This is a genomic window from Nonomuraea sp. NPDC001831 (assembly GCF_042892035.1).
In the GTDB taxonomy this organism is placed as follows: Bacteria; Actinomycetota; Actinomycetes; order Streptosporangiales; family Streptosporangiaceae; genus Nonomuraea.
The window spans coordinates 41220-61049 of record NZ_JBIATU010000013.1 but is presented as its reverse complement, the minus strand read 5'-3'; the positions used below and the strand labels follow the sequence as shown (position 1 = coordinate 61049).

At 69.0% G+C, this 19830-nt stretch carries 17 protein-coding genes; 9 read left to right on the top strand and 8 right to left on the bottom strand.

The window, feature by feature from the left end:
* Positions 1-11: 11 nt before the first annotated feature.
* The 5 genes from ACFYYW_RS34170 to ACFYYW_RS34150 form a co-directional block, all read right to left on the bottom strand.
* Positions 12-869 (bottom strand): oxygenase MpaB family protein, encoded by an 858-nt coding sequence (locus ACFYYW_RS34170; protein ID WP_387654981.1) that lies wholly within the window; start codon positions 867-869, stop codon positions 12-14.
* 76 nt (positions 870-945) lie between these two features.
* Positions 946-1902, bottom strand: coding sequence for a zinc-binding dehydrogenase (locus ACFYYW_RS34165; protein WP_352323536.1), 957 nt, complete (start codon positions 1900-1902; stop codon positions 946-948).
* A gap of 71 nt (positions 1903-1973) precedes the next feature.
* Positions 1974-2852 (bottom strand): hypothetical protein, encoded by an 879-nt coding sequence (locus tag ACFYYW_RS34160; protein WP_387654976.1) that lies wholly within the window; start codon positions 2850-2852, stop codon positions 1974-1976.
* Positions 2853-2982: 130 nt separating this feature from the next.
* Positions 2983-4422, bottom strand: a complete 1440-nt coding sequence (locus tag ACFYYW_RS34155; RefSeq protein ID WP_387654973.1) for an acetyl-CoA synthetase — start codon at positions 4420-4422, stop codon at positions 2983-2985.
* Positions 4423-4815: 393 nt separating this feature from the next.
* Positions 4816-5058: an SSI family serine proteinase inhibitor gene (locus ACFYYW_RS34150; RefSeq protein WP_352323540.1), complete on the bottom strand. Its 243-nt coding sequence runs from the start codon at positions 5056-5058 to the stop codon at positions 4816-4818.
* 346 nt (positions 5059-5404) lie between these two features.
* Between ACFYYW_RS34150 and ACFYYW_RS34145 the strand changes: the two genes are divergently transcribed.
* From ACFYYW_RS34145 to ACFYYW_RS34135, 3 genes are all read left to right on the top strand, one after another.
* Positions 5405-6502, top strand: coding sequence for a trypsin-like serine peptidase (locus ACFYYW_RS34145; RefSeq protein ID WP_387654970.1), 1098 nt, complete (start codon positions 5405-5407; stop codon positions 6500-6502).
* A 198-nt stretch (positions 6503-6700) separates the two neighbouring features.
* Positions 6701-7861 (top strand): trypsin-like serine peptidase, encoded by a 1161-nt coding sequence (locus tag ACFYYW_RS34140; protein WP_387654968.1) that lies wholly within the window; start codon positions 6701-6703, stop codon positions 7859-7861.
* 296 nt (positions 7862-8157) lie between these two features.
* On the top strand, positions 8158-8352 hold the full coding sequence (locus ACFYYW_RS34135; protein WP_387654965.1) for a hypothetical protein: 195 nt from the start codon (positions 8158-8160) through the stop codon (positions 8350-8352).
* Positions 8353-8426: 74 nt separating this feature from the next.
* On the opposite strand, the gene ACFYYW_RS34130 is transcribed toward ACFYYW_RS34135, so the two are convergent.
* The gene (locus ACFYYW_RS34130; RefSeq protein ID WP_352323544.1) at positions 8427-8687 is read right to left on the bottom strand and encodes a GntR family transcriptional regulator; all 261 of its coding nucleotides are present in this window, start codon (positions 8685-8687) and stop codon (positions 8427-8429) included.
* Positions 8688-8827: 140 nt separating this feature from the next.
* Here ACFYYW_RS34130 and ACFYYW_RS34125 point away from each other — a divergent pair, with 140 nt between their 5' ends.
* From ACFYYW_RS34125 to ACFYYW_RS34105, 5 genes are all read left to right on the top strand, one after another.
* Positions 8828-9043, top strand: coding sequence for a DUF397 domain-containing protein (locus ACFYYW_RS34125; protein WP_352323545.1), 216 nt, complete (start codon positions 8828-8830; stop codon positions 9041-9043).
* A gap of 253 nt (positions 9044-9296) precedes the next feature.
* On the top strand, positions 9297-10091 hold the full coding sequence (locus ACFYYW_RS34120) for an inositol monophosphatase family protein (RefSeq protein WP_387654962.1): 795 nt from the start codon (positions 9297-9299) through the stop codon (positions 10089-10091).
* Positions 10092-10587: 496 nt separating this feature from the next.
* A complete protein-coding gene (locus ACFYYW_RS34115; protein ID WP_364391401.1) occupies positions 10588-12117 on the top strand; it encodes a hypothetical protein in 1530 nt (509 codons plus the stop codon).
* A 439-nt stretch (positions 12118-12556) separates the two neighbouring features.
* A complete protein-coding gene (locus ACFYYW_RS34110; RefSeq protein ID WP_352327503.1) occupies positions 12557-14071 on the top strand; it encodes a hypothetical protein in 1515 nt (504 codons plus the stop codon).
* A gap of 182 nt (positions 14072-14253) precedes the next feature.
* Positions 14254-15744 (top strand): hypothetical protein, encoded by a 1491-nt coding sequence (locus ACFYYW_RS34105; RefSeq protein WP_352327502.1) that lies wholly within the window; start codon positions 14254-14256, stop codon positions 15742-15744.
* Positions 15745-15862: 118 nt separating this feature from the next.
* Here the strand turns inward: ACFYYW_RS34105 and ACFYYW_RS34100 are convergent, their stop codons facing one another.
* On the bottom strand, positions 15863-17221 hold the full coding sequence (locus ACFYYW_RS34100) for a hypothetical protein (protein WP_352327501.1): 1359 nt from the start codon (positions 17219-17221) through the stop codon (positions 15863-15865).
* 276 nt (positions 17222-17497) lie between these two features.
* Positions 17498-18706 carry an NADP-dependent malic enzyme gene (locus tag ACFYYW_RS34095; protein WP_387654957.1) on the bottom strand — a complete coding sequence of 403 codons (1209 nt, stop codon included), beginning with the start codon at positions 18704-18706 and terminating at the stop codon, positions 17498-17500.
* 263 nt (positions 18707-18969) lie between these two features.
* Here ACFYYW_RS34095 and ACFYYW_RS34090 point away from each other — a divergent pair, with 263 nt between their 5' ends.
* Positions 18970-19827: an ABC transporter substrate-binding protein gene (locus ACFYYW_RS34090; protein ID WP_364391396.1), complete on the top strand. Its 858-nt coding sequence runs from the start codon at positions 18970-18972 to the stop codon at positions 19825-19827.
* Positions 19828-19830 lie beyond the last annotated feature (3 nt).

Here is a 19830-nt window from a genome sequence, read left to right as displayed (position 1 = left end):
CTGAGCCGTCGTCAGGCCGAGCGCAATGAGCGGTGGGGGCGTCCGTGGCCGCGGGCCGCTCTGCGGGCGTGGTAGGCGACCGGCATGTAGCGCAGGCGCTCGGGCAGGCGCGCGGTCAGCATCGCCACGGCGTGCCCGAGGTGCCGCAGCCGCCGCTCGTCCCGGGCCGTCCAGCGCAGGCCGAGCTTCCGGCGTGCGGCCGGCGGCAGGGTGCCGACCGTGACGAAGTGGTTGAACTCCCCCGACCCCAGCCCCACCGGCGTCCACAGGCGGCGCAGCGGCCCCGGCAGGCCGGGCGGGGCGGGCGTGCCGCGCATGACGGCGAGCACCTCCAGCGCCGTCGGGTGCGGCTCCAGCCGTTCGGCGACCATCGTGTCGAAGTAGCGCCAGAACGCCTCCAGGTCCGCCGGCATCTCCCGCTCCGGCACCCGCAGGATCGCGCCGAGCTGCCGCGACTCGGCGTACATGCGGCGCTGCTGCTCCTCGGTGTACGGGGTGCCGAAGTAGCGGTTGAGCGTGACGAAACGCTCGAACAGCGACAGGTGCACCCAGGCCCACGCCTCGCCGTTCAGGGCGTGGTAGGCGCGGCCGTGCTCGTCCACGCCGCTGATGGAGCGGTGCAGCTCGCGCAGCCGCCGTCCCTCGGCCAGGCCGCCCGCACCGCCGTAGACCCACTTCTGGACGGAGGCGAGCGTGCGGTTGAGCCGCCCCCACGGGTCGTCCTTGTACGTCGAGTGCTCGGCCACGGCCGCGCCGACCGCCGGATGCATGGTCTGGAGGACCAGCGCGCTGCCGGCCACGAGCAGGTTGCGGTATTCGCCCGCGGTGTCCCAGTGCATCGAACCCGGGCCGAACGGCTCAACGTTCATGGCGAACGCCTCCAGGGTGATACGACGTCATTCTTCCTGTATCACCCGGAAGGCGGACAAGTAACCCTGCACTTATTCAGCCGGTAAAGACGATCTTTCCGAAGATCTCCCCCTCGGCCATGGCCGCGAAGCCGTCCCGGGCCTCGGTCATCGGCAGCGCCCGGTCGATCACCGGCCGCACGCCCGTCTGCTCCAGGAACACCGCCAGCCGCTGGAGCTGGTCGCGGGTGCCCATGGTGGTGCCGACCACGGACAGCTGCAGGAAGAAGACCCGGTTGAGGTCGGCGGGCGGGACCGCGCCGCTGGTGGCCCCGGAGACCACGATGCGGCCGCCCGGCCTGAGCGACTTGAGCGAATGGTCCCAGGTGGCCTGGCCGACCGTCTCCATGACCGCGTCCACCCGTTCGGGCAGCCGCGCGCCCGTCTCGAAGACCTGGTCGGCGCCGAGCTCGCGGGCCCGCTCGCGCTTGGCCTCCGACCGGCTGGTCGCCCAGACCCGGAAACCGCCCGCGCGGCCGAGCGCGATCAGCGCGGTGGCGACGCCCCCGCCGGCGCCCTGCACCAGCACGGTCGAGCCCGGTTCGAGCCCGGCCTTGTCGAACAGCATGCGGTACGCGGTCAGCCAGGCCGTGGGCAGGCAGGCGGCCTCCTCGAAGCTGAGCGCGGCCGGCTTGGGCACGAGGTTGCGCCGCGGCACGGCCACCCGCTCGGCGAACGTCCCGTCGTGCACCTCCGACAGCAGCGAGCGCCTGGGGTCGAGCGTCTCGTCCGCGCCCGTGCCGATGACGGCGTGCACGATGACGTCGTTGCCGTCCTCGTCCACGCCGGAGGCGTCGCAGCCGAGCACGATCGGCAGGCGGTCCTGCCTGATGCCCACGCCCTTGAGCGTCCATAGGTCGTGGTGGTTGAGGGCGGCGGCGCGTACCGAGACGGTCGTCCAGCCGTCGGGCGCCTTCGGCTCGGGGTGCTCACCGAGCGTCAGCCCGGCGAGCGGATTGTCGGGATCGGTCTGTGTGGCGGTTACGGCGAACATGGCCGCACCCTACTAACCGACCGGCCGCCACCCACGACACCGCCCCGCCCGACCGGGCCACCGGCCGGGCCTCAGCGCTTGACCGTCACCCGGATCCCGGCGAGGGCGCGGCGCCGGAACTCCTCGGAGCCGGCGACGGCGACCTCCACGTCGCCCCGGCACGTCCACTCCCCCGGACGCCCGCGCCCCTCGATCACCTTCGGCAGCCGGGCCTTCCTGACGCAGTCGGGCGTGGGCGCCAGCACCACCATCTCCCGCACTCCCCCGCCGAACCAGAGCTGCGGCCCGGCCGGCCCTTCCTGGGTCATGGTCCCCGGCCGGGCCAGCCGCACCGATCCCTCGCCCGACAGCACCAGGTAGCCGTCCCTGGTCACCTTCCCGTGCAGCTCCCGCGCCAGGGCCGCGCGCTGGTCGAAGGTCAGCCCCTCGCCCCTGTCCTGCATCGCCACCCGCCAGCGTCCGAACGCGAAGAGCAGCACCTGCCCGCTGCCCCCGCCGGGCTGAGGCGGCCACAGGGTGACGCCGGGGCCGTAGCTCCTGATCGGCCGGCCGCCGCCGGTCACCTCGGCGACCCCGTTGTACGGCACGCTGAACTGCCGGAACCGCCCGTCGACCCACCCGCCCTGGAACGGCCGCACCCCCAGCTCGTTGAGGTCGAGGTCGGCCGGGTAGCGCACCTCGGCCCTCAGCCCGTCGGGGAAGACGACGTCGATGATCTCGTCGTGGCCCTTGGTCCTGGCCGGGATCCGCAGCGCGTTGGGGCCGTTCTCGATCGTGGTGAGGGAGCGGATGGGCGTGGTGGCGGACGGCGGGGGCGGCTCCGGGCCGGGGTCGCGGCTGAGCAGCAGGCTGACGGCCGGGACCACCAGCAGAGCCAGCACCACCGCGAGCCCGATCCACCGGCGGCGGCCGCGCTCACCTGCCTCGATGACGTCGAACTGGTCGGACACGACGTGCCTCGCCGGGTTAGTGCGGGTTGCGCCCTTCACCCCCAGTTCAGTTGAGCGACATCCACCCGCGCAAGCCCTCGAACCCGGCGAAGTCCCCGCCTGAGGTCACAACTTCACAACCTCGGCGCGATCACCAGGTGGCCACGTTGGGCCCGTCGCCCGCGACCAGGCCGACCCGCTGCCCCACGAGCTCCCGGGACATGGCGTCGGCCAGCAGCTCCGGCTCCCGCACGTGCGCGTGCGCCCGCCCGCCGGCCGGCAGGTCGACGACGAGGATGCCCTTGTCCGGCTCGCCGTCCGGGCCGTGCGCGACCGTGTAACCGGCCACGGTGGCGGGCCCGGAGTACGAGCCCACCACGGGCACCCCGGCCGCCGTGAACACCGGGACGGCGTCCCCGGGCGGCCCGCCGGGCTCGCTGGACCACACCGCGTACGTGTGCTTCGTCAGGTGCATGCCCACGCCGGTCACCAGCCCGTGGCCCCGCTGCGCGCGCAGCAGCCCGGCCATCGTGGCCGTCGAGTGCAGCACGTAGTCGCTGGCCGGGCCGCCGGCGTACGGCAGGCCGCCGGTGACCGTCAGGCCGCGCCGGTCGTACGGGTCGAGCCCGATCGCGTCGCACGCCTGCCTCAACGCGACGGCGAAGCAGCTGTACAGGTCGAGGGCGTCCATGTCGGCGAGGCCGAGCCCGGCGCGCCGGAAGGCGGCCGCGGCGGCGGCGCCGATCGCCTGCGACGAGCCGAGCGCGGGCCGCGCCGCCACCTCCCAGGTGTCCTCGGCGTACGCCCAGCCGCGCAGGTAGACCCGCCGCTCGTCCGGCACCCCCAGCCGGTCTGCCAGCTCCGCGCAGGCCAGGACGACGGCCGCCGCCTGGTCGACCTCCATGACCGCCACGGTGTTCCTGGTGTACGGCCAGCCGACGAACCGGTTGCCCTTCACCAGCTCCTCCGGCGTGCGCACGGTCCGCCGCCACGCATGCGGATTGGCCGCGGCCACCTCCGTCATCGGCGCCATCATCCGGCCCCGGTCGAGCATCTCCTCCTCGACCGTCATCCCGGCCGCCGCCCGCCGCGCGGTCTCCATGATCGCGTACGTGTGCACGGGCAGGAACAGGTCGTGCGCCAACTCGGCGGGGTGCGGGGGACGTTCCCAGCCGTAGGGCGGCTTGGGATCGGCGGCGTGGCTCCACGGCACGTGCTCGCCCGCCCGCCGGTAGGCCCGCCGGGTGGCCAGCGCCTCGGCCCCGGTGATCAGCGCGCAGTCCAGGTCGCCCGCCGCGATCCGGGCCGCGGCCGCGCCGATGAGCAGCTGCGGGGCCGTGCCGCTGACCTTGGAGTAGGCGGTGTGGCGCGGCGTGGCGCCCAGACGCTCGGCCAGCCGCCCGGTCGGCGAGTCGTACTGCCAGGAGTCGGTGTGCACGATCTGGATCGAGTCGAGCCGGCCGGCGGGCAGCCGGGCGTCGTCGGCCGCCTCACGGGCGACCGATTCCCACAGATCGAGCGGTTCCGGGCCGGGCTGTTCGCGCACGGTGCGTTGCGCGATGCCGATGAGACAGGGGGTGCGTGGATCCATACGGACATTTAACCAGAACAACATTCGGTTGATAAGTGGCGGCGTTTGATAATCAGCGTTACCGGTGTTGCCGCAGACTCTTTGTCGGGCCTGTGAGCTGGGAAGATGCCCTTCTTGAATACATGCGATCTCGCTATTTCCATAACGAAACGGAACCGGAGCCGACCTTTTCGTGTCGCTTTCTGGCTGGCGGGTTGCGCCATTCATTAGCGTTCTCACCGTTTTCCTGGCCCACCGGGGCGCAGCACCCCGCTCCGGGCCGCCGAGAACCCACCGCTGGACCGGCGCCATGCCGTGATCCGGCCCGGCAGTCGAGGCCCCGGATCCTCCTCGGCGGGATCCGGGGCCTTCCCCGGTCCTCGGCGTTTCGGACGTACGCCTCGAACCCGCGCTTCAGACGCGGAAGACCGGGCCCGTGGCGACGGCGAGGGCGCAGGCGTTGGGGAAGGTCTGCGAGTAGCGGTAGCGGTCGCCGTCCCAGACACCCTCCGCCCGTACGTCCACCGGCTCGTAGTCGGCGGTGCAGGAGACCCCCGTACGGCCGCTCAGACGGGCCGGGTTCCCGCCCACCTGTTCGAGAGCGGAACAGGCCGCGACCTGCCCCGGCGCGACCCGGCCGGGGGTGCACTCCAGCACGCCCTGCCGATCTCCGACGCTGATCCGGAAAAGCCTTTGGTCCTTGTGCGACGTCCGGACATCGGGCGGTCCGGTCGTGGCGTTCGCCACTGGAGCGGCGGCGAATGCGGCGCAGGAAAGCGCGGCGATGCAGAGAATTCGGTGCATAGGCGCAGCCTCTATCAGCCCTCTGACCTGCGGCAACGACCGACACGCGTGATCATTTGCGCGTATCGGGAGGGATCGGCTGATGGTGTCCTTATCGCACACGGTGCACTCTTGATCAGGTAACGAATCTCTATCCGGGCTGCAATACAGGCAGTTGATCTGGAAAAATCCACCCTTACGACCCTAAGAAAGGCATTTCATGATCTCCCGGGCCAGGCAACTGGCGGCGGCCGCCCTGGGCGGCGCGCTGCTGTTGCTGCCTGCCCTCACGGGGGTCGCGAACGCCGCGCCGACGAGCAGGGTCTTCGGCGTCACGCTGGCCAAGACCGCCGCCGACATGAAGAAGGTCGCCGACTACTGGCGCCCCGACCAGCTCAAGCAGGCCGACAGCTACAGCCCCGCCACGCCGGGCGCGCAGGCCGCCCCGACGTCCTCGGCCGGCGCCGTCTCCGGGCCCGCCTCGCCCGTGACGGCGGTGCGGCGGACGTCCGCGACGCAGGGCACGGCGCCCGTGCCGCCCAGGCGGGGCGGCGCCGCCAAGACCATGGGCAAGGTCTTCTTCAAGTTCGGCGCCAAGCAGTACTGGTGCTCGGCCAGCGCGGTCGCCGCCCGCAACCGCAGCGTCGTGGCCACGGCCGGCCACTGCGCGTACGACTCCCGCCAGGCCAAGGCCGCCGAATACTGGATCTTCGTCCCCAATCCCGGCCCCAACGGCGAGACGCCCGACGGGATCTACGTGGGCGCCGCGCTCAGCATGCACGAGGACTGGTCCGGCAAGGGCGACTACGACTTCGACTACGCGTTCGTGACCGTGCACCGCGGGTTCGTCTGGGAGCAGGCCAAGGACGGCACGTACACGATGAAGGACGTCGGTCGGCTCCAGGACAACGTGGGCGGCCAGGGGCTGGAGATCAACAGGAAGCCGGCGACCGCCCCCATGACGGCGTTCGGCTTCCCGGCCGGCGCGCAGCCCGACGGCTCCCATCCGTTCGACGGCAAGACGCTGCGGACGTGCCAGGGCAGCGTCACGTACTGGACCGTGGCTCCCGCGCGGGACCTGCAGAAGGGCGTGCGGCTCCAGCCATGCGGCTTCAGCCCCGGCGCCAGCGGCGGCCCCTGGCTGGTCGGCTACGACGCGGCTCGCGGGCTCGGCAGCATGAACGGCGTCAACAGCCTGACCTGGAACACCGACGCCAAGGGCGCCTACGACGCGGTGTCGTCGCCGTACTTCGACACGACCACCGCTGAGGTCTACCGACGCGCCGCCTCGCTCACCACCCCGGGAAATGTGGCGTAAGTCACATGCAACCAGGTGATCACAAGACGTGATCAGCCGATCCATTGATCTCGGTACGGTAACGGGGCCGCCTGGGAGCGCTGACACGATCTACCGAAAATTTCCAATCGCCCTGTCAGCGTTATAGGTTCCGGGTCGTCCGTTTGCTGAATTTCGGGGTGCAAGAGGCGCCTCCTGTCAGCGCAACCTGGAGTTACCTTGAAGCGAATCCTCCTCCCCGTCGGCGGCGCGGTCGTGGCGACCGGCCTTCTGGCCGCCGGGCTCTCCGCCACCGCCCAGGCCGACGGCGGTGTCTCCCACGACCCGATGGCCGGCAGCAACTCCCAGGCCGCCTCGATCGCCTCCTTCTGGATCGCCTCCAACGGCGCCGCCCTCCGCCAGGCCACGCAGTACACCTGGGACTCCAAGGAAGTGCGGAAGGTCGTCTCCAAGGGCGGCTACGACCCCGACGGCCGTCCCGGCATGACCGCGCCGACCGGCGCCCAGAAGGCCGGCGCGTCCCAGAACGTGAACCTGCCCAAGAGCATCGGCAAGGTCTTCTTCGTCGACGGCTCCGGCAAGTTCCGCTGGTGCTCGGCCACCTCCATCCAGTCGGGCAACCGCAACCTGGTCGCCACCGCCGGCCACTGCGTGTACGACACGGACAGCAACCGCGACACGCTGTCCAACTGGGTCTTCGTCCCGGGCTACTACCAGGGCAAGGCTCCCTGGGGCATCTACGTGGGCAAGCAGGCCTTCACCCACTACGACTTCGACAACTACGAGGACTACGACCGCGACTACGCGTTCGTCACCGTCTACAACGGCATCCAGTTCGACGGCGTGAAGCAGGTGGACCGCAAGGACTTCGAGCGCTTCAGCGGCCCGAAGCGCGCCTGGGGCGGCCACTACTACATCCTGCTGTCCAAGGACGCCGGCCGGCTCGGCGACGCCGTGGGCGGCCAGGGCTTCGCCTGGAACCAGCCGACGGGCAAGTTCGTCCGCACCTTCGGCTACCCGGCGGCCCCGCACCCCGACGGCAGCAAGCCGTACAGCGGTGTCACGCCGAAGCACTGCTACGGCAAGACGACGGCCAAGGCCGTGGGCGCGTCCTGGCTCAAGATCGAGGAGCACGTCGGCCTGAAGTGCGCCGTCACCCCCGGCTACGACGGCGGGCCGTGGCTGCTGAACTACAGCAACGCCAAGCGCCTCGGTTACGTGAACGGCGTCACCAGCACCTTCGCGGACCAGGACGGCAACGACCGCATCGACTACATCACCTCGCCGTACTTCGACGGCGAGACGGCGGCCGTGTACAAGGCGGCCACCAACTTCCCGTCGGGGAAGATCGTGGGGCCTAACGGAGAGCTCTACAAGTAAGCCCTCACCAGGGGAGAGAGGGCCCCGGCGTTGCTCCTTGCCGCCGGGGCCCTCACCTGTCCCCACCGGAAAGCCGCGGTTATCCCGCCAAGGACGCCATGGCCCATCTCCCGGCTCCGCGTTCTCGGCAAGAAGCCGTGACCCCCTGCGCCCGTTGTGCACCCCTCATGTGCCGGGCTTGCTGGGAGCCCATGCCCGACGAACCCGGATCTGGCCGCGACGGTCCGGGTAGCGCCTGTCGAATCTGCAGCGTTTCGGGGCGTGATTCGCCAGCCCTTGTGGCGCAAGATGTCGGTATGACCGAGGACCAGGACGAGCCCGCGACCGCTCCCGCCACGACGGCCCCGGAGGTCACGATCACCCTCGACCCCCACGTCAAGGCGTACGTCGACCGAGCGGTCGAGGACGGTGAGTTCGCATCCGTGTCCGCGGCCTTCAACGAGGCGATGCTGGAACGCATGCGCCGCCGCCCCCGCGCCCGCAGCTGGTGACCACCGAAGACAGAACGAGCGGGCCGGACGGCTCGCCGTCGCTCCCGTAGCGGGCGCCGCAGCGCCAGGCCCACCTACGCGGAGCCACGCGACACGAACGTCCCCCGCCCATGGACGACGACCAGCAGGCCGCGCTCCGCCAGATCCTTGACCGCGCGCCGGACCGTCACCCGGGAGACGCCGTACTGGCTCGCCAGCTCCAGCTCGGCGGGCAGCTTGGCGCCGGGAGCCAGCGCGCCGGAGGCGATGTCGTTCTCGACGTCCTCGGCCAGTTGCCGCCACACCAGGTTCGGTCCGACATGGTCGATGCGGTCGCTTTTGTCCACCAAGGCCATAGAAAAACGCTAAGGGACGCAGAACCTACAAGGACAAATGACGACCTCGTTCAAGGTATGGGGAGGTCTTATCATGTCTAGTGCTTGTATCTTCCAGGCGATCCCCCCGAGGGCCGCTGACGAGACGAAAGGAAGCACTCATGACAGACCTGTACGTCGGCAACCTCGATGACGTGCCCTTCACCCAGCTTCGCGGCGGCGGTCCACAGGGCGAGCACGTGGAGACCTGCGTCCTGATCGCGCAGATCCCCGGCATCGACGACGCCTACGCGCTACGCGACTCCAAGAACCCCGACGCCGGGACGCTCCGCTTCACCGGCACCGAACTGCGCGCCGCCGGAATCGCCACCATCTAGCCGAGACCGCGACAGCCGGCCCCTGCCCGAAACCCCGGCCCAAGGACCGAAACGAGCAGGGGCGGCCCCGCCGACCACAGGCAAGCGTGCTGCACTGGCACGCCCACCTGTGGACCGGCAACGGCGCCGAACGCGGCAGAGAGTCCGGCTCCTCACGATCGGCGCGATCCGCTGCCCATCCCTGCCCGATCTACCGCCCCACGGACAAAGACCCCCTTCAGCCCCATAGCGCCCGATGTCTAGCATGAGACCCATGCTGATCGACGCGGTGACCGAGATCCTTCGCGAGACCGCCGAGATCGCGATCCTCCCCCGGTTCCGCGCCCTGTCCGCCGGCGACGTCTCGGAGAAGACCCCGGGCGAAGTGGTCACCGTGGCCGACCGCGAGGCCGAGGAGCTCATCAGCCGCCGCCTCCGTGCCCTCCTGGACGCCCCCGTCGTCGGCGAGGAGGCGGCCTCCGCCGACCCGGCGCTCCTGTCCGCCCTGCACGACGCTCCCACCGCCTGGCTGGTCGTCCCCCTGGACGGCACGGCCAACTTCGTCGCGGGCCGCCCGGAGTATGCGGTGATGGCAGCCCTGGTCCGGTCGGGCCAGACGGTCGCGTCCTGGATCGTGCGGCCGGCCGAGGACGACGTCTACGTCGCCGAGCTCGGCTCCGGCGCCTGGCGGAACGGCATCCCCGTCCACCGCGCCGCGCCTCCCGCCGACCCCGCCCGGCTGCGCGGCGCCGTCCTCACCCGCTTCCTGGACGACGACGCCAAGGCCCGCGTGGCGGCGGCCGAACCCCGCTTCGCGGCCCTCACCCCGGGGACGAAGTGCGCCGGCGTGGACTATCCCCGCCTCCTGAACGGCGACCAGGACTTCCTGCTGTTCCACCGGACGCTCCCCTGGGACCACGCGCCGGGCGTCCTGCTGCTGACGGAGGCCGGCGGCGCCGCCCGCCACCTCGACGCCACCCCGTACAGCCCGTCCGCCCCCAAGCTGGGCCTGCTGAGCGCGGCCGACGCAGCCTCCTGGCGGACGGTCCGCACCATCCTTCTGCCCTGACCCTTCAGGTCCCCCAGCGCCACCCGCCCTGGCTTCGCCATGCCCAAAAGCGACAAACACCCCAAACGGCCATACACCACGCAGGGCAAGCAGGACCTCAGAGCCCTACGAAATCGGGCAGATTGTCGAAACCTGAAGGTTTCTGCGGCGAACCTGAAGATCACCTGTGAGCGGCGGGCCGATTTAGACGGATGGGGCCCCAATCTGGTTCCTGTGATCCGAGTCACATTCATCCGGTCACAGAGAGCAACAGATCCCTAACGGAACTTTCGTCCCAGTCCACAGATTCCCTCCAGGGCCAGCGGAAACATCTCTTTCCGGTAACATCACGCCAAAGCCTCTGACAGATAACAGCACGGTAACGGCGAAACGGGCCCTTACCGATCCCCTCAGAACGGCTTTCACCTGCGGAGATCACTGGCTATGTTCCTTGCTATCCCTTTACTGACGCATGGGACACCTGTTGCGTCCCACGACAGACCAAGGAGCAGTTCCCTTGAAGCGCATCCTCATCCCCGCCGGTGGCGCCATCCTGGCTACCGGCCTCCTGGCCGCCGGCCTCGCCGGTACGGCCTCGGCCGACAGCGACATCTCCACCGACGCGATGGCGGCGAGCGCGGCCAACGCGAAGGCCATCGCCCAGTTCTGGGCCGAGAGCAACGGTGCCGCCCTCCGGGCCGCCACCGAGTCCAACGTCTGGGACAAGGCGGACGTCGCCAAGCTGCAGAGCAAGGGCGGCTACAGCGCCGACACCAAGCCGGGCACCACTGCCCCGATTGGTGAGGAGAAGAAGACCACCGCCAAGACGCAGAACGTCAACATGCCGAAGACCATCGGCAAGGTGTTCTTCGTCAACGGCAAGGGCGAGAAGAAGTGGTGCTCCGCCACCTCGCTCCAGTCGAAGTACCGCAACCTGGTCGCCACGGCCGGTCACTGCGTCTACGACACCGGCGCCAACGCCGACGTCATGTCCAAGTGGGTCTTCGTCCCCGGTTACTACCAGGGCAAGGCTCCGTGGGGCATCTACGTGGGTAAGCAGGCCTTCACCCACTACGACTTCGACGTGTACGAGGACTTCGACCGCGACTACGCGTTCGTGACCGTGTACAACGGCGTCCAGCTCGGCAGCGGCACCTCCAAGCAGGTCTCCAAGGCCGAGTTCGACAAGTACCAGGGCGTCAAGGACGCCAAGGACGTCGAGATCAGCCGCGAGGAGTTCCGCAAGGGCAAGCTCGACCCGACCTCCACCGAGGCTTTCTGGGTCAAGCGGGGCACCGCGCCTGAGGCGACCGGCCCCGACTTCCCCGGCGCCGAGGCCGGCAAGGTCGAGGTCAGCGAGAGCACCTACCGGGCCGCTCGGGTCGGCAAGGGCAACGGTTTCAAGTTCGGTGAGCCCGTCACCGAGATCGTGACCGACTCGCAGGCTTCCACCTACCTGGAGAACCAGAAGAAGGACGCCGCGAAGTACCCGGCCAAGGTCGTCAAGGACGCCCGCGGCAACTGGACCATCACGCACTTCTACGTGCAGCAGTGGTACAAGCCGGGCTCGGACACCAAGTACTACAAGACCGTCTTCTTCATCGTCGAAGGCTTCGCCAAGGACGCCGGTCGCCTCGGCGACAACGTCGGCGGCCAGGGCTTCGCGTGGAACCAGCCCACCGGCAAGTACGTCCGCGTGTTCGGCTACCCGGCCGCGCCGCACCCCGACGGCCACAAGAACTACACCGGCATCACGCCGAAGTGGTGCTACGGCAAGACCACCAAGAAGCTGGTCGGTTCGGCCGCCAAGAAGATCGAGGAGCACGTGGCGCTCAAGTGCGCCATGACCGAGGGCGCCGACGGTGGTCCCTGGCTCCTCAAGTACAGCAACGCCAAGCGCCTGGGCTACCTGAACGGTGTCACCAGCACCTTCAACGACCAGGACGGCAACAACCGCGTGGACTACATCTCCTCGCCGTACTTCGACGGTGAGACGAACGTCGTCTACAAGGCTGCCGCCAACGTCTGGTCCGGCAAGATCGTCTGAATGACGGCTTCCGACGACCGGTCCTGACCGTTCGTAGGTACCGTCAGCGACCGAAGGGCCCGGCATCCGCCGGGCCCTTCGGCGTTTCCGGGCCGGAAAGTGAAGGCGTTTGGACGCATGCGACGCCGAATCGGTGCCATCAACCCAATGTGATCTGCGTCACACTGCCCGAGTGAACCGGATCAAGGGCAGCCGCCGGGCCCGCCGAACCGGCTCACACCGTCTTTATGTTGATCAGGGCAAACAGCCGGAAGCCCGACTTCTACCGACTCCTACGCACCAGGGACCTAAACATCACAGAACGATAACGCCCGGCTTGTCGCATCTTTTCCTCTCAAAGCGGCTACCCGAGTTCAAGATCGACACTGTATGTTCCTGGCTATCCCTTTACTGACGCATGGGACGCAAGAGGCGTTCCACGACAGCGCAAGGAGTTACCTTGAAGCGCATCCTCCTCCCCGCCGGTGGCGCCCTGCTGGCCACCGGTCTGCTGGCTGCCGGCCTCGCCGGTGCCGCCCAGGCCGACCCGGACGTCGACGCCGCCGCTCTCGCTGCCAGCGAGCAGAAGGCCGCTGAGGTCCTGGACTTCTGGACCAAGTCCGACAACGCTGCCCTGAAGGGCGCTACGGCGTACTACTGGGACAACAAGGACGTCAAGAAGATCGTTCAGAAGGGTGGGTACGTCGCTGACGGCAAGCCCGGCCAGTCTGAGCCGATCGGCGCCGAGAAGACCACCACGGTCAAGTCCCAGAACGTGAACCTGCCGAAGTCCATCGGCAAGGTGTTCTTCGAGGGCCGCGACGGCAAGCTGTACTGGTGCTCCGGCACCTCCATCCAGTCCCAGTACCGCAACCTGGTTGCGACCGCTGGTCACTGCGTGTACGACATCGCCGCCAACGACGAGGTCGTCTCCCGCTGGGTCTTCGTCCCGGGTTACTACCAGGGCAAGGCTCCCTGGGGCATCTACGTGGGCAAGCAGGCCTTCACGCACTACGACTTCTCGAACTACGAGGACTTCGACCGCGACTACGCGTTCGTCACCGTTTACAACGGTGTCGGCGGCGTCCTCAACAAGGCGAAGCAGGTCACCAAGGCCGAGTTCGACGCCTACAAGGGCGAGAAGGAGCCCAAGGTCACCCAGGTGACCCGGGAAGAGTACGTCAAGGGCAAGCTCGACCCGAAGACCACCGAGTACTACTCGGTCGACCCGGGCAGCCGCGCTGAGAAGGTCGGCCCCGACTTCCCCGGCGCTGTTGTCGAAAAGGTCGAGGTCAGCAAGTCCACCTGGTGGAGGGCTCCCGTTGGCAAGGCCAACGGCGCCAAGTACGGCGAGCCGGAGACCTCGCAGGTCACCAAGCACGAGTACCTGCAGTACCGTGGCCCGGGCGAGAAGAACGTGGACTCCGCCGGCAACTACACCATCACGCGTTACTACACGCAGCAGTGGTACAAGCCGGGCACCGAGTTCAAGTTCCTCCGCACCGACTTCTTCATCTACGTTCACGAGATCAAGGACGTCGGCCGCCTGGGCGACAACGTCGGTGGCCAGGGCTTCGCCTGGAACCAGCCGACCGGCAAGTACGTCCGTACCTTCGGCTACCCCTTCGCCAAGCACCCCGACGGTTCGAAGCCCTACTCCGGCGTGACGCCGAAGTGGTGCTACGGCAAGACCGGTGCGAAGGCCACCAAGGTTCCGAGCCTGAAGATCGAAGAGCACATCTCGCTGAAGTGCGCCGTCACCGGCGGCTACAACGGCGCCCCGTGGCTCCTCAAGTACAGCAACGCCAAGCGCATGGGCTACGTCAACGGCGTGACCAGCGTTCTGTACGACACGGACGGCAACGACCGCTGGGACTACATGTCCTCGCCGTACTTCGATGGTGAGACCAACGCGGTCTACTCCTCGGCGGCGAAGGTGTGGTCGGGCAGCCTCATCCCGAAGGCCGACAGCTGATCTTCGGTATGACACCGGGCTGAGGGTCCAAACCTCCGCTCAACCCCGCTTTACCCGAAGGGCTCGGCATCTGCCGGGCCCTTCGGCCTTTCCGGCGACAAACCGAGAAGAACCCTTACCAGAGTGACTTAAGGGTCGATAGGGTTTTGACGCCCTTCTTGACAACCCGTGTGGAGCCTCCCTTGAAGCGCCTGCTCATCCCCCTCGCTGCTGCCAGCTTGAGCGCCGCCGCGCTTGCCGTCCCCGCCGACGCCAACCCCCATTGGGTCACCGACGACCTCACCGCCAAGCCCTCGGACGCCTACAGCGCCGCGTACTTCTGGCTCGACGCCAACGGCGCCGCGCTGCGCAAGGCGACCGAGTACCAGTGGGACGCCAAAGACGTCACCAAGCTGGTCGCCGCCCGCGGCGAGGAGAACGCCGCGCCCGACGGCAAGCCCGGCCTGACCGCCCCCACCGGCGCTCCGAAGCCCAGCGCGAGCAAGAACGTCAACCTGCCCAAGACCATCGGCAAGGTCTTCTTCGTCGACAGCGCCGGCAAGTACCGCTGGTGCTCGGCGACCTCGATCCAGGCGCGCAACAGGAACCTGGTGGCGACCGCCGGCCACTGCGTCTACGAGACCGCCAAGGACGTCTACAGCAAGTGGGTGTTCGTACCCGGCTACTACCAGGGCAAGGCCCCCTGGGGCGTCTACGTCGGCGCCTACGCCTTCACCGCCTACGACCTCGACACCTACGACGACTACGACGGGGACTTCGCCTTCGTCGCCGTCCACAACGGTTTCGCCCTGGCCGGTGAGAAGCAGGTGGAGGCCAAGGAGTTCAAGGCGTGGGGCGGCGACAAGTGGATCAAGCCGCGCGAGATCGACGCCAAGGAGTTCGAGAAGTGCCTGCTGAACCTGGGCGACTGCTGGTCGGAGGGCGAGGACAAGCCGGCCGACGTCGTCGGGCCTGACTATCCGAACGCCGTGCTGGAGAAGGTCGAGGTCGGCGAGGAGGCGTACAAGGCCGCCAAGGTCGGCAAGGGGAACGGCTACAAGTTCGGCGAGCCGGTCGTCGAGCAGGTCACCAAGACCCAGCTGGACGCCTACAAGGGGCTCGGCAAGAAGGGCACCGACAAGTTCGGCAACTTCACGATCACCCACTTCTACACGCAGAAGTGGGTGAAGCCCGGCACGTCGCGCAAGTACTTCATGCCGGAGTACGTCATCGGCGTCGCCAAGGACATGGGCCGGCTCGGCGACGTCGTCGGCGGCCAGGGCTTCGCGTGGAACCAGCCGCGCGGCCAGAAGGTCACCGTCTTCGGCTACCCCGCCGCCCGCCACCCCGACGGCGACAAGCCCTACACCGGCGTGACCCCGAAGTGGTGCTCCGGCAAGACCGGCACCAAGACGTACCAGGTCAACACCTTCCGGGTCGAGGAGCACCAGGTGCTCAAGTGCTCCATGACCGGCGGCGCCGACGGCGGCCCCTGGCTCATGAAGTACGACAACGGCAAGCGCACCGGTTACGTCAACGGCGTGACGAGCCTGTTCCACGACCAGGACGGCAACGACCGGATCGACTTCATCAGCTCCGCCTACTTCGACGGCGAGGTGGCCGACGTCTACAACAAGGCCAACTACGCCGAGACCAAGAGCGTCGTCGGCCCGAACGGCGAACTGCTCAAGTAGGACCACCCGCGAAGCCCCGGACCGCCGCAGAGGCGGCCCGGGGCTTCGCCCGTCCCGAAGCGTCGCGAAGCCGTCCGGAAGCCCTCCGGGAAGCCGTCCGGGAGCTGTCCCGGGGCCGTCACACGGACGTGAGCTCGCGCGTACGCTCCCGCAGCGCCATGACGGCCCGCTCGTTCTTGTAGGGCTCCAGCCGCCGCCGCAGGTCGGCCGCGTACGACCGGGACCGCGCCGACTGCAGCTCCCCCGCCAGCGCCAGCGCGTTGCCCGCCGCCTGGCACGCCTCCTCCAGCTCGCCGCACTCCAGCAGCCCGGCAGCCAGCAGGGACAGGTTGAACATGCGCCCCCGCACGTACCGGGTGTCCATGTCGAGGGAGCGCCGCGCCAGCCGCACGGTGCGCTCCCCCTCCCCCAGGTCGCGGAAGCAGTGGGCGAACTTGGCCGACAGGTAGGCCTCGTCGAAGTAGCTGAGCCAGCGCGGCTCCTCGGTGGGCCTGCGGGCGTCGAAGGCCAGTTCGGCCTGGTGCAGGGAGGCCCCGCAGGACCTCGGGTCGCCGAGGCCCGCGTGCGCGTGGGCCTCCAGGACCTGCGCGGAGGCCAGCAGGGTCTGGACGCCGGCCCGCCGGGCCGCGAGCTGGGCGGCCCTGGCCAGGTCGAGGGCGTGGGCCGGCTGGCCCATGTAGATGGCCTGGTGGGCCATGCCGGCCAGGATCTCGCCGCCCAGGGTGTGGTCGTCGGCGCCCCTGGCCAGGCGGAGGGCCTGGATGAGGTAGCGCTGGGCCAGGCCGTGCTGCTCCATGTCGTAGGCCATCCAGCCGGCCAGACGGGTGAGCTCGGCGGCCGCGGCGGCCAGCTGCTTGCCGGTGGACTCCCCGTAGCTGCCGTCCTTGAGCAGCGGGGAGACGGCGGTGTCGAGGTACTTCACGACGGAAGAGCGGACGCGGCCGCTGCCGAAGCGGTTGTCGAGCTCGCCGAAGGACCGGGTCACCTCGTGGATCGCGGCGATGTCGGCCCTGCCCACCCGGCGCGCCCCGGTGCCGTTGGGACGCCCTTCGGGAGGCGCCGTCAGCCAGCGGATGGCTCCGACGGATCCTGCCCCGATCGCGAAGGTGGAGTCGATCAGAAACCTCCGTCGCTCCACGTCGGCCCGCCACAACGCCGTCACGGTCGCGACCCCCTCCTGCCACGTGTGGGTGAACTCCTGACCGAGATCGAGGGGCGTGAGGTTGGTCGGCATGCCCAGGTCCTCCGAGCTCACCGGGCGGCCGAGCCGCAGCGCGAATATCTCCGTGAGCAGGCACGGGACGGGATCCCGTGGCTTCTGACCCCCGATCCACCGCAGCACAGAGCTGTGGTCGTACTTCAGACCCGGGGTGCCGCGCGCGGCCCCCAGGTCGTTGAGGCGCCTGGCCAATCCCTTGTGGGAGAAACCCGCCTCCGCGATGAGCTGCTGGAGCAGTCGGTTAGGCTCGCGTTCCATCGCTCTCCTCGTCACAGGAGTCGGCGCCCACATCCTTACAGAGAGCTATTTTTATAGCACGTTGCGTAAAGGCTTTTCGGCAGTTCCCAAAGGTCACGCGAACTCCATCGCAATCCCTTCGCCGGTCCTGCTCGGGATCAGGACCTGGACCCGGCTCACCTGGACGGGGAACTCACCTACCCATGCCGCGGGCGGGAAACCGCAATGTCGTCCGACCTGGGCGGATGCCAGAAAAGAACGAGCGGGGGCCGATCGGCCCCCGCTCGTGACGGCGGATCAGGCGCGCGCGACGCCGTCGGCGCGGGCCTGGGCGGCCACGGCGGCGGTCACCGCGGGGGCCACCCGCCGGTCGAACGGGCTCGGGATGACGTACGTGGCCGACAGGTCGTCGCCGACGACGGCGGCCAGCGCCTCGGCGGCGGCCACCTTCATGTTCTCGGTGATCGTCGTGGCCCGCACGTCGAGGGCGCCGCGGAAGACCCCCGGGAAGGCCAGGACGTTGTTGATCTGGTTCGGGAAGTCGGAGCGCCCGGTGGCGACCACCCTGGCGTGCCTGGCGGCCACCTCGGGATGGACCTCCGGGGTGGGGTTGGACAGCGCGAAGACGATGGCGTCGGGCGCCATGGACGCGATGGCCGCCTCGGACACGGTCGAGCCGGACAGCCCGAGGAAGACGTCGGCGCCGGCCAGGGCCTCCTCGGTGGAGCCGGTGCGGCCGGCCCGGTTGGTCTCGCGGGCCAGGGCCTCCTTGACCGGGTTGAGCCCTTCGCGGCCCTCGTAGATCATGCCCTTGGAGTCGGCGACCGCGATGTCGCCGATGCCGGCGCCCAGCAGGATGCGGGTGACGGCGACGCCGGACGCGCCGGCGCCGGCCACGACGGCGCGCAGGTCGCCGAGCGCGCGGCCGGTCAGGCGGGCGGCGTTGCGCAGGGCGGCCAGGGCGACGATGGCGGTGCCGTGCTGGTCGTCGTGGAAGACCGGGATGTCGAGCAGGTCGCGCAGCCGGTCCTCCACCTCGAAGCAGCGCGGGGCGCTGATGTCCTCCAGGTTGACGCCGCCGAACGACGGCGCGAGGCGCACGACGGTCTCGACCAGCGCGTCGACGTCGGTGCAGTCGAGGCAGATCGGGACGGCGTCGACGTTGCCGAACTCCTTGAACAGCAGCGCCTTGCCCTCCATGACCGGCATGGCGGCCGACGGCCCGATGTCGCCCAGGCCGAGCACGGCGGTGCCGTCGGTGACGACGGCGACCACGTTGGAGACCCAGGTGTAGTCGTTGACCAGCGAAGGATTGTCGGCGATGGCGGTGCAGACCCGGGCGACGCCGGGCGTGTAGGCGAGCGACAGGTCGTCGGCGTCGCGGACCGGGATGGTCGAGCGGACCTCCAGCTTGCCCCCGCGGTGGAGCGCGAAGGCCGGATCGAGGTCGAGCGGTTCGACGGAAGCAGAAGCGGGCGTGGCAGACACAGCGACCCCTGTATTCATCGGAGCGGAAGAGACCTTCGGCGTACGAGCGCGAGTGGGCTGGCTTCGGTAGCTGCCAAGCTCCCCCTCGTCGGTCGTCTCTGAGGGGTTACGGGGGTCACCCGTCTCCCCATAGTGCCACATGGTGAGATGGTCGATGGTGTCGGAGCCGACGCCGTTCCGTTGACGCATCGTTAAACGCGGGATGACGGACCGCAGCTAAACCCCATTTAAACTGCACAAAACGCAAGTTACGTGGCATAACTCTCTCGAGGAGGCCGTACATGGCCCTCAGCCCCAAGGGCCGCCGTGGCTACGCTGTCGGCGCGCTCGCCCTGACCGCCGCTCTCGCCCTCAGCGCCTGTGGCAGCGACACCGGAGGCTCCTCCGGCAGCACGACCGGCGCGAGCGCCTCCGCGGCCGGCGGCGTGAAGCTCGTCCAGCCCGGCAAGCTCACGGTCTGCACGAACATCCCGTACGAGCCGTTCCAGTTCAAGGACGACAGCGGCAAGATCGTCGGGTTCGACGTGGACATCGTCGACCTCGCCGCGAAGAAGCTCGGCGTGACCCAGAACATCGTGGACATCGACTTCGCGGTGATCAAGAGCGGCGCCGCCATGGCCGCGGGCAAGTGCGACGTGGCCGCCGCCGGCATGACGATCACCGACGAGCGCAAGCAGAACATCGACTTCTCCGAGCCCTACTTCGACGCCACCCAGGCGCTGCTGGCCAAGAAGGGCTCGGGCGCCAAGTCCCTCGAGGACGTCAAGGCCAAGAACCTCAAGCTGGGCGCGCAGGCCAGCACGACCGGCCTCGACTACGTCAAGAAGCAGGGCTTCAACCCCACCGAGTACGCCGACTCGGCCAAGGAGCTGCTGGCCCTGCAGGCCGGGCAGGCCGACGTGATCGTCCAGGACCTTCCCGTGGTGCTGACCTGGCTGAAGAAGCCCGAGATCGCCGAGAAGTTCGAGCTGATCGCCAGCCTGGACACCGGCGAGCAGTACGGCATCGGCCTGAAGAAGGGCGCCGACCCGACCCTGCTCAAGACGATCAACGAAGAGATCACCAAGGCCAAGCAGGACGGCAACTACGAGAAGATCTACGTGAAGTGGTTCGGCAAGAAGCCCGGCGAGCTGGGCTGATCC

What these genes read in the sequence shown, in the direction of transcription:
- ACFYYW_RS34170 (WP_387654981.1), bottom strand. Translation starts at nt 869, where the DNA reads ATGAACGTTGAGCCGTTCGGCCCGGGTTCGATGCACTGGGACACCGCG.
- ACFYYW_RS34165 (WP_352323536.1), bottom strand. Translation starts at nt 1,902, where the DNA reads ATGTTCGCCGTAACCGCCACACAGACCGATCCCGACAATCCGCTCGCC.
- ACFYYW_RS34155 (WP_387654973.1), bottom strand. Translation starts at nt 4,422, where the DNA reads ATGGATCCACGCACCCCCTGTCTCATCGGCATCGCGCAACGCACCGTG.
- ACFYYW_RS34145 (WP_387654970.1), top strand. Translation starts at nt 5,405, where the DNA reads ATGATCTCCCGGGCCAGGCAACTGGCGGCGGCCGCCCTGGGCGGCGCG.
- ACFYYW_RS34135 (WP_387654965.1), top strand. Translation starts at nt 8,158, where the DNA reads ATGACCGAGGACCAGGACGAGCCCGCGACCGCTCCCGCCACGACGGCC.
- ACFYYW_RS34130 (WP_352323544.1), bottom strand. Translation starts at nt 8,687, where the DNA reads ATGGCCTTGGTGGACAAAAGCGACCGCATCGACCATGTCGGACCGAAC.
- ACFYYW_RS34125 (WP_352323545.1), top strand. Translation starts at nt 8,828, where the DNA reads ATGACAGACCTGTACGTCGGCAACCTCGATGACGTGCCCTTCACCCAG.
- ACFYYW_RS34120 (WP_387654962.1), top strand. Translation starts at nt 9,297, where the DNA reads ATGCTGATCGACGCGGTGACCGAGATCCTTCGCGAGACCGCCGAGATC.
- ACFYYW_RS34100 (WP_352327501.1), bottom strand. Translation starts at nt 17,221, where the DNA reads ATGGAACGCGAGCCTAACCGACTGCTCCAGCAGCTCATCGCGGAGGCG.
- ACFYYW_RS34095 (WP_387654957.1), bottom strand. Translation starts at nt 18,706, where the DNA reads ATGAATACAGGGGTCGCTGTGTCTGCCACGCCCGCTTCTGCTTCCGTC.
- ACFYYW_RS34090 (WP_364391396.1), top strand. Translation starts at nt 18,970, where the DNA reads ATGGCCCTCAGCCCCAAGGGCCGCCGTGGCTACGCTGTCGGCGCGCTC.